We start from the raw sequence: 15,381 nt of genomic DNA, 5'->3' as shown, positions 1-15,381 counted from the left end.
TTTAATAATGTTTATCACCCTTATTCGCGAAATAAGGGGAGGAGATATCGCACGTCCAACATAAACTAAAAAAACACGCATAACCACTATTTTTAACCGCATATCCACGATATATGCGCAATAAGCATAAATTTGGATTAATTAGAGGATACGATATCTGTATCCCCTTCAATTCCTATTTCTTAATAAATAGATAAAAGTGATTGTTTATCAATAATATTTTTTACATTTGCCAAGCCTTCCGTTGAAAATAGCCTATTATAGGTAATTTTTATGCTGAATAGGCTCTTCCCCTTATTTCGCGAATAAGGGTATCACCCAGCCGCCAAAAGCAAATCCACCTCTTCCGTCACCCTAGCGTTCGCACGATTCAATTCTGACTGTTCCAAAGAGGCCAGATAAAAACGTGTTGTTTTTTCCGAGGTATGCCCCAACGCTTGGCTAATGATCGATAAAGGGACTTGTTTCCGCAAGGCGTTCGTTGCCCATGTATGGCGGAAAACATACGAGGTCAGATGAATGGGACGAGATAGCGCACGACCGATCTTCTTCAACGAGTTATTATACGAACGCAGTATCGCCTTGTATTCCTCATGCCCTACCTCTCTACCCGGAGATAAAATAGGGAAAAGGTACGGGGAAGAAGCGTCCGCATACTTATTAATCAACCGCCGCATCCCCGCTGTTATCCCGACACGGATTAAGGTCCCCGTCTTCTTACGCCGATATACGATCTCCTCGCCATACAGGTTCGCCGTAGTCAAGCGAGCCATATCCGCGAAAGGCATGCCGCAAGATAAATAGGCGAACGTACAATAGTCGATCACGCACGCCAAATCCGGCTCCTCAGACTTCAAGGTCACGATCTCCCGGAGCGACTCGTTTCCCAACGCCCTAGATCCGGCTCTTTCCCGCTTCAAGTTCAAGTACGCGAAAGGCGATACGACGCAAGCCGGCAACAGACCATCCCGGCAAGCTTGGTTATAAATCGAGCGAAAGTTGCTGAGGTATGTATTCACGGTATTCACTCGCAAACCGGCGGATTGCAGGTAAGCGACAAAACGGCTTATTAAGCCCGGGGTTATCTCCGGGAAAAGAAGGTTTCTCCTACCCAGAAAGGCGCAGATCCAATTACGGGTAGTCCTATATAAATCGGCGGTGTTATGTTTCCCCGCTAAACGTTTCTCCCGGATGCGTTCGGTGGCATAGGTATAAAATGTGATGCCCGCCTTGCCCAAGCGGTTATTCTTTCTTTTGCTCATATCTCCTTTTTTGATGATTAAACGTATTATTATCTACCATCAAAAATAGCATAAAAACAAGATCAAGCCAAGTCCATCTCGGGCTCGTGAATCAAGTCGGTCATCACGTAGAAGTCGGCGTAGCCCTTGTTGGCTTTATACTCCGGATAAATAATAGTAGCTACGGGGAATCTTTATAGATTAATGTTATCCAACTTAAAAGAGGAAGGGATTATCCCACATAAGTCGGAGATAATCCCTTTCTACCGGAATAAAGTACTTTTAGAAAGAGACGTCTACAGGGACGACCTCACTATAATTAACCTTACCGTTTGTCGTTACACCAACACGGATATACATCTTATTTCCGTTTCCTTTCATGATGGCCTGCTTATCCTTATTGTTGAAACTCGCACTTTCACTTAAGCCGATCTCTTGGGTTAATATCGTATTCAGGATATCCTTATCGGACACGTTCGTATAATCAACAGTCACCAATTCCTCCGAGTTACCGGACATCTTATCGATATAAGGGCTGATATGCCAAGCCAAAAAAGCATTCTCTATCTTATAGTCATCCTTGCTACGAGTGATCGTATAAGATACCTTCAACTTCTTGTTCTCGAATACAGCGTTGTTTACCTTGATTCGGGCGTAGGGAATCACCTTGATATCTTGATCCGTCAGTCCACCAGCGTTCAGATCAACCACCATCGTATCCACCGGATAGAAATTAGTCTGCTCCAGCGTCAAGATATATTGCTTACTGAACATCCACGAGTTCTCGTAAGTCCCATCGATCTTGGGATACGTGATAACCGGAAGCTGCGAGTAATCATCACCCGTAGAATAATAACGGTCACGCTCATACATACGTATCTGGATACTGCTGGTACCCTGTACCGGCATCGGGACAACCTCGGAGGTTTCCGCATCGATAAAGCGGCCTTTGATACCGGAATTAGGCTCATCATAATTATCATCCTCACAGGAGGCAAAGAGGCAAGAAGCCGCCAAGACAATCGCTATATTATATATGATCTTTTTCATGATTCTTTTTCCTTTCATTAATTAGAAACCGGGATTATTAGGAGCCAACATCGGGTTACTACCCATATCGCTATCCTTGATCTTTATGTAATAGTTACGTTCCAAGAATACCTTATTAGGTTTCGGAGCCTTACCAGTCGTAAAGATATATTTACCTTCCCCCCAGATATACCATGGATAAAGCGCCATGGTCGGGAAATCAGCCATTTTGATATGCGCGATATGCCAACGCTTTAAATCCCAATGACGATGATTCTCATACGCCAACTCTACACGGCGCTCATTACGGATACGATCCAATGAAACCTCCCCGGCAGAAAGCGTACGGATGCCCGCTCTCTCACGAACCATATTCAATGCGGTAGCGGCATCGCCCGTCTTGCCTAATTCCATAGCGGCTTCCGCCTTGTTCAAATACATCTCGGCCAGACGGAACACCGGCCATGGAGCATCTGATTTATTCCCGGAGATATCCATCACTCCCTCGTCTGAGAACTTCTTCGTATAGAAGCCGGTCTTTCCAACATCCCCGGTATCCCATACGCCATCCTTACCTAAGATCTTCATCTGATTACCTTCCTCACCATAATACTCGTTCACGTTATTGCTGGTGATAAAACGGGCATCCCCAGATTTAGAGGCATCGTAAATACCCCGACGAATCTCGACGATCCCTCCCCTACATTCATCCATCGGTAAATAGAAAGTCGCCCGAAGACGTGGGTCCTTGTCCTTAAATAGATCCAATGGAGAGTCATATTTGATATAATTGCCAGAAGCATCCTTCAATTTCAAGGTACCGTCTGAACCATCTTTATATTCAAAAGCCTCTATTAAATCGAGTGTGGGATTCTGCCCGCAACCATAGCCATTCTGCACGAAGCTAAACGGCACATTCAATAAATCCCAAGAATGGCCTAGATCGGTAGCCAGAAACTCTTTCCAGAAGATAAACTCCGAACATCCTCTTTTCTCCAGAAACATATTCCGGAAGTTCTCCACCCGGTCCGCATACTGGTTGTAAAGCGTATATTTACCCGAGTTAATCACTTTATCCGCCGCCTCGATCGATTTCGCCCAATATGCGTTAGCGTCATCGCTATTCACGCCAACGATACCGTTCAATTGCACTTTGCCGTATTTAGCGATCGATGCCGCATACAATGCCGCACGAGATTGCAACGCATAAGCCGCATATCGAGTGGCACGGGTTCTTTCCACAGATTCACGGGTCTCCGGTAATTCCAAAGCGGACTCGTCTAATTCAGTTAGAATAAAATCCCAGACTTCTTGTTCCTTGTCACGGGAAACTTGTAAGCCATACAAGTCTTCCGGACCGGTATATTGCTGCACTTCTGTCACGATAGGAACGCCTCCGTAGCGTTTTACCAGATTAAAATAATGGAACGCACGAATAAAACGAGCCTCGGCGATCAATTGCTGCCGTTTGCTTTCCGGCATCTCGGCCACATTCAGCTCTTGTAATACCAGATTCGTCGCTCGAACAGCCTTAAAACCGTCCTCCCACAGACCAAACCACTCATCATTGAAATTCGCACGGGCAACGTCACCCGTACCAAGATCCCCAGCTTGGTAAGCTCCTGTACCCTCATCCGAAGCGGTCACTAAGCTGACATTCCAAACATCCCATCCCTCAAAATAAGTGGAGTTATGTTCCATCTGCATCTGGTTATACAATCTAGAGAACACTCCTGTTATCAGATTATCATCCTTCCAAACTTCCTCATCCGGCAAACGGTCGGTCACAGGAACATCCAAATCACAGGAAGAAAGTAATAAGGAAGCGCAACACAAGGAATAAATTATAGTTCTTCTCATCTTCATTTTTCTTTTAAATCCTATTAGAAACTAACGTTAACACCGAATGAATATACTTTCAATTGTGGATAATAGAAACTTTGCCAACCTTCTATTGCCTCTGGATCTGTATATTTGACATTCGTAATCGTCAAGGGGTTATACGCATTAGCGTATACACGCAAATGCTCAATACCCACCTTGCTTAAAAGATTCTTGGGTATGGTATACCCAATCTCAATAGATTTCAAGCGAACATAGTACGCATCAGTCGTCCAATAGGTGGATTTTTTCGAGTTATTATCATTACCCTCAATACGTAAAGAGGGGAATTTGCCCGGTACCCACTCACTATCCGGATCATTATAATCCGCCTTATGCCAACTATCCATCCATACACGGAAACCATTTCCCTCGCCCGGTCCACGGAAAGGACTGGTCAAGGCATTCAATACCTGCGTATAGTTCGAGGCTCCTTGAAATAAGATATTCACATCAAAGCCTTTCCAATCCGCAGCTAATGTCAACCCGAAATTTAAGTCAGGGAAAGTTCCTTTACCTATCACTTTCTCATCATTCGCATCAATCAAGCCATCTCCATTCAGATCCTTATATTTAATATCACCTGGACGTAACGATGAATTACCTTTACCATCTTGGATCGGTGAATTATAGATCTCATCATAAGACTGGAACTGACCGATATGTTCATACCCCCAAGTAACATTTTTCCAACGATATGCGCCATTGTCTCTCCAATTCTTATATTGATTCAGTGGTAATGCCTGCTCCTTATACAAATCCTTTTCACGAGCATAAGCCACATTTCCTTTGATCTGTAAATTCACGTTCCCGATCCGTTGGACAGTACCTAAAGACAATTCAAAACCACGGTTATCACTACTATTCAAATTCTCTTGCGGCAAAGGGATACCAGAGGTAGTTGGTAAAGAAGTGTTACGTGTCGCCGGATATCCTGTCGTCTTGCGATAAAAGTAATCGAACTCAAAACTAAGCTTACCGCCCCAGAAAGAGCCATCCAAACCAACATTCGTAGTCATTACCTTATACCAAGTAATATTCGGATTCGCCAAATTCGCTTCTTTCATACCATTCGTAATCGAAGCCGAAGAGTTTCCTGCGCCTCCCAATATAAATCGATCCTCAAATTGCCATCCACTGACGAACTGACTAGCGTTTAGTTGGCTATCATTACCAATGCTTCCCCATGAGGCACGTAGTTTCAAATTATCCATCTGAGGTACCAAGTCTTTCATAAATTGCTCTTCAGAAATACGCCAGCCAGCAGATACGGCAGGGAAAAATCCCCAACGTTTATCCGGAGCCGTCTTATAAGAGCCATCATAACGAAAACTGAACTCAGCCATATATTTACCCGCATAGACATAATTCAAGCGGCCTACTAAACCGCCATATTTATAGACCGCAGAGTTTCCTTCATTATACATATTATCCACGTCACCTCTATCTAGCTCAGGTATAGCCGATGTTGTCGAATAATAACGTCTAGCCATGAACCAGTTCGTATTCGTCTCTTTCCACTCCCATAAAGCCAGAGCTTCCACATCGTGCAAATCATTGAATGTATTCTTGTAGTTCAATGAGTATTGCTGGGTAGTCTTATAATAAGGTTGAGTTTTCTCCATCAACTCTCCCTTCGCGACCTTCGTTATCGGGTTATACGTATCTTGAACCGAATCGTAGGTATAGAACGTACAGGCCGTCTTCATCTCTTTCTGAGCCAAGTTGGTATAATCATAGGCGAAGAAAGCACGGGCTTTTAGTCCTTTAAAGATCTCATAATTCAAGGCTAATTGACCGTTAAACTCGACATTGCGCTTATCCTTGAAGCCTGTAGCGTCACGATCGAGCATGGCTACCGGGTTCAATTCATTATTGTCCGAATTATAGTAGTAGTTTTTATTATTATTGGCATAGACAGGGACATTCGGAGCGTTCGACTTAATCGCTGTAAATAACTCGATACCTTCATCGCCCGTCCAATACGGATATTTATAATCATCGATATGACCGCCTAGGCCCACTTCAGCGTTCAATTTACTGGTGATCTCAGCCGTAATATTTGAGCGGAAATTATAGCGCTTAAACTCTTGGGTAGATTTTAAGATACTCTCTTGATCCAAATATCCTAACGAGAAGAAATAGCGGATCTTCTCAGAACCTCCATTGATATTCAAGTTATGCTGTTGTTTCGGGGCAACCTTGCGGACCGTTTCCGCATACCAGTCGGTGGACGGATAATTGATTGGGTCCGAACCTGTACGGTATTTCTCGACCTCTTCATCCGTAAAACGCTTGGATTGTCCGGCGTTCATCAACGCTTGATTACGGTAATAGGCATATTCATACGCATTCATCATCTCAAGGTTCTTTACCGGAGATTGCAAACCGATAGAATAGCTATAGTTAATTTTAGGGCGGCTCATCTCACCTTTTTTCGTCTCAATAATGATGACACCATTCACACCTTTGAAACCGTACACAGCGGCGGAGGCATCTTTCAAGACGTTCATAGAAGCGATCTCATTCGGATCGATCTGGGTAAACGGACGTTCCACTCCATCCACAATAACTAACGGCTCTCCAAAACCACGGATATTAAATCGATCCGAGCTATCGACACCTGGCTCACCCGTAGACTCTTGATAGCGTACACCCGGGATCTTACCGATCAAGTTTGCCTTCATATTCGGTTGGCTAACCTTTGCCAGTTCCTCGCCCTTCAAGGAGGCGACAGCTCCGGTTAAGGTCGCTTTCTTTTGCGTACCATAACCGACCACTACGACCTCATCCAATTTTTGAGTATCTTCCGCTAATTTAATATCGACTCGAGTCTGCCCTTTTATAGCGATCTCTTGAGGGCGATAGCCAATATAAGTAATTTCCAGAATGGCATTGTTAGGCACTTCCAACAAGAAATTACCATCCATATCCGTAATCGTACCGTTGGTGGTACCCTTTACGGATACGTTCGCTCCGATAACTGGCACCCCTAGATCATCTACCACCGTCCCCTGCACTTTCCTTGTTTGCTGGGCTACATTCACTCGCTTTTCAGCGGATAGGGCGATTTGGTTGTTTTTAATAACATACGATATACCCATCTGATCGGCGATCAAATTAAGTACATTCTCGATATCGCTATCTTTTACGTTTACCGTAACCCGTTTCTCCATCGGAATCGAGTTTTCATTATAAAAGAAACGATAATCACTGATCCTTTCGATCTCTTTAATAACTTCACGAACAGGTTGTTGTTTCACAGATAAAGTTATCTGCGCAAAAGTGGCGTCCGTATAAGCAAATAGGAAGCCACACAATAAGATTGTTCGTACCGTTTGTTTAATTTTACGCATTTTCCACGTGTTTTTAATAGTATAATTTACACAATATGATACGCTTCCACTCTTTTTCGCAGAGTGGACTATTCACAAAAACATATCAAAAGTTAACGATTGATTTAGCTATATAAGCCCGACATTTGTTATCTCAAGTCCTTCGTCATAGGCATTACTTTTTTTCATCAATAATAATAGTATCTCCTTTTGATGTATATATAATAGGCGATGTCAAACTGATTAGTTCGATAATATTATCCAAGCTATTATTGGTTATCACTCCCGTGAATCGTAATGCTTTAACCTTCTCACTCTTAAATACTACTTGGATATTATACATCCGGTTTAACAATACGGCGATCTCGCTTAAAGCCTCATCATTAAAAGCCAACTCATTATTCCGCCATAGACAGGCCCTATATGCGTCATTCAGTGTGGATTTTTTCAGTTGCCCCTTGTTTTTCAAGTAAGTAACCGCTTGATCCGGTAATAAGAACGCCTCGTCTCGTCCGACACTCGTTTTTACTTTTCCTTGAAACAAGGTGACCACGGCTTGATTATCTTCTTCGTAAGCCTTTACATTAAAAGAAGTGCCCAACGCCTCTACCGCTAAATCGCCCGCTTGTACGACAAAACGATTGAGACTATCTTTCGCTACCTCAAAATAAGCCTCTCCATCCAAGGATATGATGCGTTCTCCATCTCCATATAGGTTTGTGTACTTGATTTCTGAGTCTGAGTTCAGCCAAACCTTGGAACCATCCGGTAAGACAACGCTCGCTTTCTGTCCTTTAGCAGCAAAGACCAGATAGTCTTTTTCCGCACCAACCGACCGTGAATACCTTGTCAGCAGATGTCCTCCCAAACCGGCGCAGATCACCAACAAACCAATAGCCGCATAACGCATGATATTCCGAAGAGAAAAACGCCCAACTTCCTTCTTCTCGACCGCTACGCTCTCAATACGACTTTGTATTTTCCGGAACATTCGCTCCTTCAAATCCGTAGGAATAGAACTGTTAGACGCAATTTCCCATTTCCGCTGGATATAGTTCCTTAATTCATCCCGGGAGACATCGCTCTTGAACCAATCCACCAGAATCCGTTCCTCGTCATGAGTAGTCTCTCCTTTCAAGAAACGTTCTAACAATATGATATATTCACTCTTTTCCATACGCTTTACATGATTATATACTCTTTGCCCGAAGCGACTACTTACAAGCAAAGCGTTTTTTTTCGCATTTAATATTCATTAACAACAAAAGATAAGAGCCAAAGCAAGATCCCTTCTTCCGCCAAATACTTCCTTAAAAACTGAAGAGAGCGGTAAATCTGGGCTTCAACGGTTCTTTCGGAGATAGACAGACGTTGTGCGATTTCCTTCGTCGATAAGTGTTCTTTACGACTAAGCAAAAAGATTTCCCGACGGGATACCGGTAATTTATCGATAAGAGAATCAATATATTGTCCTATCGAATTTACCGTAATATCTTCTTCGACTTTTGAAGTGTCCCGTTCATCCCAATCTGCTTCTAAGGATTTCATATATAGCTCCGCATGGAAAAGGGAATCCCACTCGTCATACACTAAATTACGGGCAATCGTGAAAATATAGGAATCAAAATTCTTATCTATATCCAGTGAATCTCTCTTTTCCCAGATCCTAACGAAGACTTCCTGCGTCAAGTCCTCCGCCTCTAACCTGTTATACAATAAGGAATAGATAAAATTATAGATATGAGCGCTATACGATTCATATACAGACTGAAACGCCAGCATATTTCCTTCCTGCAGCCGAGAGATTATTTCCTTTGTTACTTTCATTTCTCAGAATTTGAAACTCTATCCTTATCATAACATTTACAGATAGTTACAGAGAATATTTCTTACAAAAACGACTAGTTTAAACGATCGTCTAGATTCGTCACAAAAATATATATTTTTCTCTGACCTACAATATTCAAAGCTTTCATTTATCTTCTTTCTTTTCATGTAGTTAGCTCTTCATAATGAAGCATATTCAATATTAAAAAAAACGGTTGATTTAGACGATCGTTTTAATCATTCATTTTCATTGTATGATAACAAAATAAGAGGCTTCCCTCACCACTATGAGACAGCCTCTTACCTCTAGGAGAAATAAATATATTATCTCCGATCTCCCTACCTTACTTTTTTAATCCTGTTGCTTCCAACCAGACATTTGCCATTAACTGACGGCCCGGTAAATCGGGGTGTACACCATCCGCTCCCCAATAACGAGCTGGAGCTAATTTTAACGCAGCGTCGAATGCCGCTTGGTAGGGAACAAATATCGCATTAAACTCATCGGCTAGTTTTTTCAACGATGCCCTGTAACCATCAAACTCCGGGAACCATTTGGCATCATCAATGGCGGATCCGCCACGTAAAGCGAAAGGCTCTCCTAGCACTAGTTGGACATTGGGAAGTTTTTCCTTCGTATAATGTAGCAGATCTTGTAAATCCCTTTCATAAATCCCTAATGATCCTTTATAATTTCCCATCAATATATGCCAGAAGTCATTTACTCCAATCAAGATACTTAGCACATCCGGCTGAATAGCCAAGGTATCCAGTTCCCAACGATCTCGTAACTGATATACCTTATTGCCCCCTACACCACGGTTATATATCTTCAATTGCTTATCTGGATAATCACTCAATAAGGTTGAGGCGGCAAATAAGGCATATCCCATACCCATTTGCTCGGGTGTATTACATTGGTTACAGTCATATTTTCGAAACATATCCGTTATCGAATCACCTTGAAAAAGAATCACACTATCCTTTTCCAATTTAATCTTCGGAGATACATTTCCATTTTGTTTACTCACTACTGCCTTCGCCAATTCCGACATGGTTAACATTCCTAAGCCCGCAAAAGCCCCCTTTCTCAAAAAATCCCTTCTTGTGTTCATCATTCTAAATATTAAGATTCATTCTTCTTAATATATACGACTCATTCATTTAAATCACTTACAGAGACAGTCTTTTTAACATAAAAAGAAGATACATCAATATGACATACCCTCTTTTTTAGCGTAACTCTCTATTCTCAAACAGTATCTTACAATATTAATTAATCATTTAATATCTAATCTAACTGTCTTAAACTGCCAAGGAGATAAATTTAAATCTTTTACATTCGGTCGTAAAAGATTTCCATCTAGATCAATTTCATTCAAAACCGTATTTTGAGTATTAAATTTAACAGATGAAGACTTTGTCAATTCTCCATATTTAAAATAACGGGCCCAAATTCCACCTTTATTGGGATATAAAGCCGTTAAAATAACATCATTCTCTAATGAAGCATTCAAAGGTTGCAGCTCACAATCCATCGTGTTAGACGTTTTTATAGTCTGTACACTTGGTGTTTGAAACGCATATTCCAATGACCGTTTTGTAAGATCAGCTTGTTTCCAGTCTCCTTGAAAAGGATATAAAGCGAACTCATAATTGTATTTACCATAAAGAGGCCGTATTCCCCACACATAATAATGAGAAAAAGCCAGTGGAATAGACAAGCATTGCTCATCCTCTTTTATGCTCCCCATATTACCTTTATTAAAAATCGCTATCCCATTATCTCCGTCCGTCAAAGCCGTCCAATAGTTTCCTTCGATATACTTATCAGAAGTTTCTGATATCGCAAAAGGAAGATCTCTTATACCAACCGAGGCCTTATCAAGTTGATGAAAAAGTTTAAACCGAAGTTTTTCTTCATGAATAAATCCAGAATGCCAATCTCGCTTGTCTTCTGTTGGATGACCTATCATCTGGCCATTGAAATCAAACGAGACCTTACAATCAATGACAGGTTTATCTTCATAAAGCATAACTTCATAAGTATATGGAATATCATCTATATACCCATGCTCCACTAACTTTATCCATGGCATATATCCTTTCGATTTGTAAATGCTCCATCTTCCCTCCGAGACTTGGACACTTCCATCGATAGTTCCTTCAAAAAAAGCGCATTTTGCTTGGTTATTATTGAAAATCACTTGTCCCTTTGAGGATTTAAGATAGTCAAACCCACCTTTCTCATTTAATTTAAGATTATAAAATGGGGTTCTGATTATTAAATTCTCCTCATCATACTGTATGTTATCGACTGGATTATTCTTCTTCGGTTCAGCCGCCATAATTGAAAAAGAGGTTAAACTAAGAGGTTTCAAATCAGGCTTAAATATAACAAAAGCATCCAGCAAACTACCATCAGAATATTCATTTGAATTTACAACATAAGCAGGATAACTTTTATTTCCACTTTTCACGATAAAATTCTTAGCCTCACCTTTATGAAGAGAGATGTAAGCCATAACCCAAGGAGAATGCTCCCATGAAAGAGGATTAAAGACTGTAACTTGTTTAAGTCCTTCTCCTTTCATCTGATTGGCAAAGAAATTCATAGATTTTTCGATAACCTGATTAGATGTCTCATAAGATCGAGGCAGAAGTTTTCTCGCTTCAGATATTAGCCCCACAATCTGTATGTCATGATGTTGAGCTAATAACAAATCTTTCCAAGCTTTGTCCAAATCATTCTCAAACGCTTCTCCACCATACATCTTACTAAAGGCAGCCAACCGTTCAGCGATCAAGACCTCCACTTCCGCTTTCCTAGACTCATTCCATATCTCATTTCCGCAATACCCCCATGGCATACGAACCGTAAAGTCATTGGGACGAGTCCTCATAACATCTGTCGCTTGAGGATATTTTCTCAATAACTCATCCAACAATATGAATTGGAATTTCGGCTTCTTGTCATACTCAGCAACAAGTGCCTCTCTACGTAACCCAGAATCGTCCGCTCTAGAGGCCAACAAAGGATTTATATGTTTGAATTGTTTCCTATAATCATCAAGAGACTGAGGAGCATCCTTACTCGGATATCGGGTAAGGATCCACGTATCTACCGTTGTTTTCCCAAAAGCAGCACCTTCCCCTTCATAAGTCGGAATGGTTGAGATCCTGCTACCATCAATCCCCTCCCATAATCCAATGGGATAGTTGAATGTAGGATTATAGCCATACATCATGAAATGAGTTCTCATAATCGCTCCGTCAAAACCAAATCCGTTTATGATCTGAGGAATCTGACTATGCATGGCATGTTCGCTCATCAAATACACCGGAGGACGATAATTGAATATCTTTCGTTCGGTATCAAGCGCATAAGCGATTTGCCGTATATTTGACTCGTCACTAATAAATTGAGACAAAGGCTGACCGTACGTACAGGAACCGATACCGATTCTCCCATCATACGCAGAAAGGATATCTTTCATCTCTTTTAGCAAATGCGGCTCATCCTCGGCAAAATGATCATAAATCTGAGCCTCATTATCCAGCCCGATCTTGAAAGAAGGATATTTATCCAACCACTCCGTAGCGTTTTTCAAACGCTCAATAAAATGTTCCCCACCCCACAATATTAATCCTCCATGATCATAGGTAAGAATATACGTAGTGTCATTCAAACTTTTTTGCCCGAACAAGGTAATAGGGAAACACAACCAAAACAAGTACGAGATCAATTTTCTCTTATTCATAACATGAATTATTTTACTTTGATGAAATCGGTGTTAAAGATACAGGTAAATTTTCTATATCTGTTGCCCATCCTTTATTTGGACGTGGCCCCATATTCAATAATAAAGTACCTCCTTGCATTAGTTCCTCATGGGTAAACCAAGCTCTATTGAGCTCCTTGCCATTCATAGAAGCAGACTGAATATATTTATTCTGCGCTGAAATATTCCTACATTCGATTGTGAATTTTTTCCCATCCCCTATATCAATCGTAGATTTCTCAAAAAGAGGACTTCCAATATCGTAAACAGGTCTCCCGGGGGCAACAGTGTAAAATCCCATAGCACTAAGGATATACCAAGAAGACATTTCCCCATAATCCTCATCTCCACAAAAACCCAATGGGCCATCCCCATACCAAAGGTCCAAAATCTGCCTAATCCGGCGTTGGGTCATCCAAGGTTTTCCCGCATAATTATATAGATAGGGAATATGCCAAGTTATTTCGTTCCCATGAGAATACATTCCAATCCATCCTGTCATATCTGGATATTGTTTAAGAAAATCATACTTCTTATATAGTGGGACATTCGTCTCAAACATCTGCTGGAGTTTGGCAACAAAAGGCTCCTGCCCTCCCATTAAGTTTATTAAGCCTTGAGGATCATGTAAAACATACCATGTATAATTCCATCCATTATTTTCCGTATAAAAATCTCGTCCACCCTGTCCTCCAGACCAAATAGGGTCAAATGGCTCAATCCACTTCCCATCTGCCGTCTTAGGTCGCATAAATCCAGATTTCGTATCAAAAACATTCCGATAATTATAGGCTCTATTCAAGTAATATTTATAATCATCTTCTTTTCCAAGCTCTTTTGCCAGAATAGACATGCACCAATCATCATAACAATTCTCTAATGTCAAGGCTACAGATTGGCGTCCAAAACCAACCTCTTTGACCCACTCCGGCTGATCACTTGGTTTAGCTGGATAAAATCCCTTTTCTAAATAGACCTTATCCAATTCATTCAATCTCCAATCTTTACCAATATGCCGTGAAAGCATTGTGGCCTCCTTCGAATTACGTTTCATCGCCTCATAAGCTTTTTCGATATCAAAATCCCTAAAGCCTTTCATATAAGTATCTGTAATTGTAGCTACCTCATGACGTCCGATCATATTTCGATATCCACCACTATTGACCAGCCAATCTCCCTCATCTTGCATACGAATATAGGAGCGCATGATATCATTCTGGATCTCAGGCTCAAGCAATAATACCAATGGAAATAAAGAATGATGAGATCCCCAATTAGAACCAACTTGATAGAATGCATGCCCTTCGGTATCGTGAACTTGTTTATCCAATCGGCTGTAATATCGTCCATATTCACTTCGATCAAGAGTTTGGCTGCCCAGCATTACACGATAAAGCGCACTATAAAAAATAGTCTTTTGTTTATCTGTCCCTCCTTCGATTTTTATTTTTCCCAATGCATTATTCCAAATTTCTCGACCATCATTTTTTACCTTATCAAAATCCCATGCAGGAATCTCCATTTCAAGATTCCGCTTAGCTTGTTCCATATCAATAAAAGAGACCCCTATTTTTACCATGATTTCCTCATCTTGTGAGGTGTTAAAAGTAACCAAAGCTCCAATATCCAATCCTTCTTGTTTTACATCTTGGCTTATCAAGGAGTCTTTCCATGTGATATAAGACTTAAAGGGCTTACTAAAAATCGCATAATAATAAGCGGTCTGAGTACTATCAACAGCCTCAACCGATTCAATGCAATTATTTCCCACAACTCGGACACATTGATTATTATTCATCAAAATGTTAGATTCTGAAGACTTTGGATATTTGAATTTATAGAAAGAAGAATGCTGTGTAACAGTCATTGCCGCTTCAATATCATAATCTTCAAGTAATATCCATGAATAATAAGGAGTCACTTTCTCAAAATCATGATCAAAACCTGATGCATAATCATTCGGATTAATTCGTGGAGCTCCAGTTGTGGCCATAATCCAAGAAAATGGCTTAGTCGTATATTTAGGTAATGCCCGGACTGAAAATCCAGATATACGGTCTGCGAGATACCTATCAGCTAGCGGGGGATAAGGATTTTGTCCGATTTGTACCATTCCATGAGGAAGTTGTACCATAGAAGCCGTAGCGACAAGTAAATGTCCGATAGTACCAATATTAGGATTCACATAGTCTACAGGCTCTTTCGGGGGACTATATACACAAGATGATGCCAAAGCGATAAATGATACTATAAAAATTGCGAAAGTAGTTCTCATATGTTAATGAT

General features: G+C 41.0%; 9 protein-coding genes. All 9 read right to left on the bottom strand.

The window, feature by feature from the left end; translation table 11 throughout:
• Positions 1 to 314: 314 nt before the first annotated feature.
• The 9 genes from CI960_RS21940 to CI960_RS21900 all read right to left on the bottom strand — a co-directional run bounded on the left by CI960_RS21940 (position 315) and on the right by CI960_RS21900 (position 15,370).
• Positions 315 to 1,262, bottom strand: coding sequence for a site-specific integrase (locus CI960_RS21940; RefSeq protein ID WP_005860121.1), 948 nt, complete (start codon positions 1,260 to 1,262; stop codon positions 315 to 317).
• A gap of 261 nt (positions 1,263 to 1,523) precedes the next feature.
• Positions 1,524 to 2,291, bottom strand: a complete 768-nt coding sequence (locus tag CI960_RS21935) for a DUF3823 domain-containing protein (protein WP_005860123.1) — start codon at positions 2,289 to 2,291, stop codon at positions 1,524 to 1,526.
• A gap of 21 nt (positions 2,292 to 2,312) precedes the next feature.
• Positions 2,313 to 4,130 carry a RagB/SusD family nutrient uptake outer membrane protein gene (locus CI960_RS21930; protein ID WP_005860125.1) on the bottom strand — a complete coding sequence of 606 codons (1,818 nt, stop codon included), beginning with the start codon at positions 4,128 to 4,130 and terminating at the stop codon, positions 2,313 to 2,315.
• A 23-nt stretch (positions 4,131 to 4,153) separates the two neighbouring features.
• Entirely contained in the window at positions 4,154 to 7,507 is a 3,354-nt protein-coding gene (locus CI960_RS21925) for a TonB-dependent receptor (RefSeq protein ID WP_005860127.1), read from the bottom strand.
• Between the two features lie 154 nt (positions 7,508 to 7,661).
• Positions 7,662 to 8,663, bottom strand: coding sequence for a FecR family protein (locus CI960_RS21920; RefSeq protein ID WP_009016717.1), 1,002 nt, complete (start codon positions 8,661 to 8,663; stop codon positions 7,662 to 7,664).
• A gap of 68 nt (positions 8,664 to 8,731) precedes the next feature.
• The gene (locus CI960_RS21915; protein ID WP_005860132.1) at positions 8,732 to 9,313 is read right to left on the bottom strand and encodes an RNA polymerase sigma factor; all 582 of its coding nucleotides are present in this window, start codon (positions 9,311 to 9,313) and stop codon (positions 8,732 to 8,734) included.
• Positions 9,314 to 9,657: 344 nt separating this feature from the next.
• The gene (locus CI960_RS21910) at positions 9,658 to 10,431 is read right to left on the bottom strand and encodes an SGNH/GDSL hydrolase family protein (protein WP_036629102.1); all 774 of its coding nucleotides are present in this window, start codon (positions 10,429 to 10,431) and stop codon (positions 9,658 to 9,660) included.
• A 162-nt stretch (positions 10,432 to 10,593) separates the two neighbouring features.
• Positions 10,594 to 13,074, bottom strand: a complete 2,481-nt coding sequence (locus CI960_RS21905; protein WP_094582576.1) for a hypothetical protein — start codon at positions 13,072 to 13,074, stop codon at positions 10,594 to 10,596.
• Between the two features lie 13 nt (positions 13,075 to 13,087).
• The gene (locus tag CI960_RS21900) at positions 13,088 to 15,370 is read right to left on the bottom strand and encodes a GH92 family glycosyl hydrolase (RefSeq protein ID WP_094582574.1); all 2,283 of its coding nucleotides are present in this window, start codon (positions 15,368 to 15,370) and stop codon (positions 13,088 to 13,090) included.
• Between the last annotated feature and the right edge of the window lie 11 nt (positions 15,371 to 15,381).

The sequence above is a fragment of the Parabacteroides sp. CT06 genome, from assembly GCF_002257605.1.
In the GTDB taxonomy this organism is placed as follows: Bacteria; Bacteroidota; Bacteroidia; order Bacteroidales; family Tannerellaceae; genus Parabacteroides; species Parabacteroides distasonis.
Note: the sequence above shows the minus strand (reverse complement) of the source record. Positions and strands in the feature narration are given on the sequence as shown.

Excerpts from the sequence above, each read along its gene's own strand:
- CI960_RS21910 (WP_036629102.1), bottom strand. The coding sequence starts at position 10,431 with ATGATGAACACAAGAAGGGATTTTTTGAGAAAGGGGGCTTTTGCGGGC.
- CI960_RS21900 (WP_094582574.1), bottom strand. The coding sequence starts at position 15,370 with ATGAGAACTACTTTCGCAATTTTTATAGTATCATTTATCGCTTTGGCA.
- CI960_RS21915 (WP_005860132.1), bottom strand. The coding sequence starts at position 9,313 with ATGAAAGTAACAAAGGAAATAATCTCTCGGCTGCAGGAAGGAAATATG.
- CI960_RS21905 (WP_094582576.1), bottom strand. The coding sequence starts at position 13,074 with ATGAATAAGAGAAAATTGATCTCGTACTTGTTTTGGTTGTGTTTCCCT.
- CI960_RS21925 (WP_005860127.1), bottom strand. The coding sequence starts at position 7,507 with ATGCGTAAAATTAAACAAACGGTACGAACAATCTTATTGTGTGGCTTC.
- CI960_RS21935 (WP_005860123.1), bottom strand. The coding sequence starts at position 2,291 with ATGAAAAAGATCATATATAATATAGCGATTGTCTTGGCGGCTTCTTGC.
- CI960_RS21930 (WP_005860125.1), bottom strand. The coding sequence starts at position 4,130 with ATGAGAAGAACTATAATTTATTCCTTGTGTTGCGCTTCCTTATTACTT.
- CI960_RS21940 (WP_005860121.1), bottom strand. The coding sequence starts at position 1,262 with ATGAGCAAAAGAAAGAATAACCGCTTGGGCAAGGCGGGCATCACATTT.
- CI960_RS21920 (WP_009016717.1), bottom strand. The coding sequence starts at position 8,663 with ATGGAAAAGAGTGAATATATCATATTGTTAGAACGTTTCTTGAAAGGA.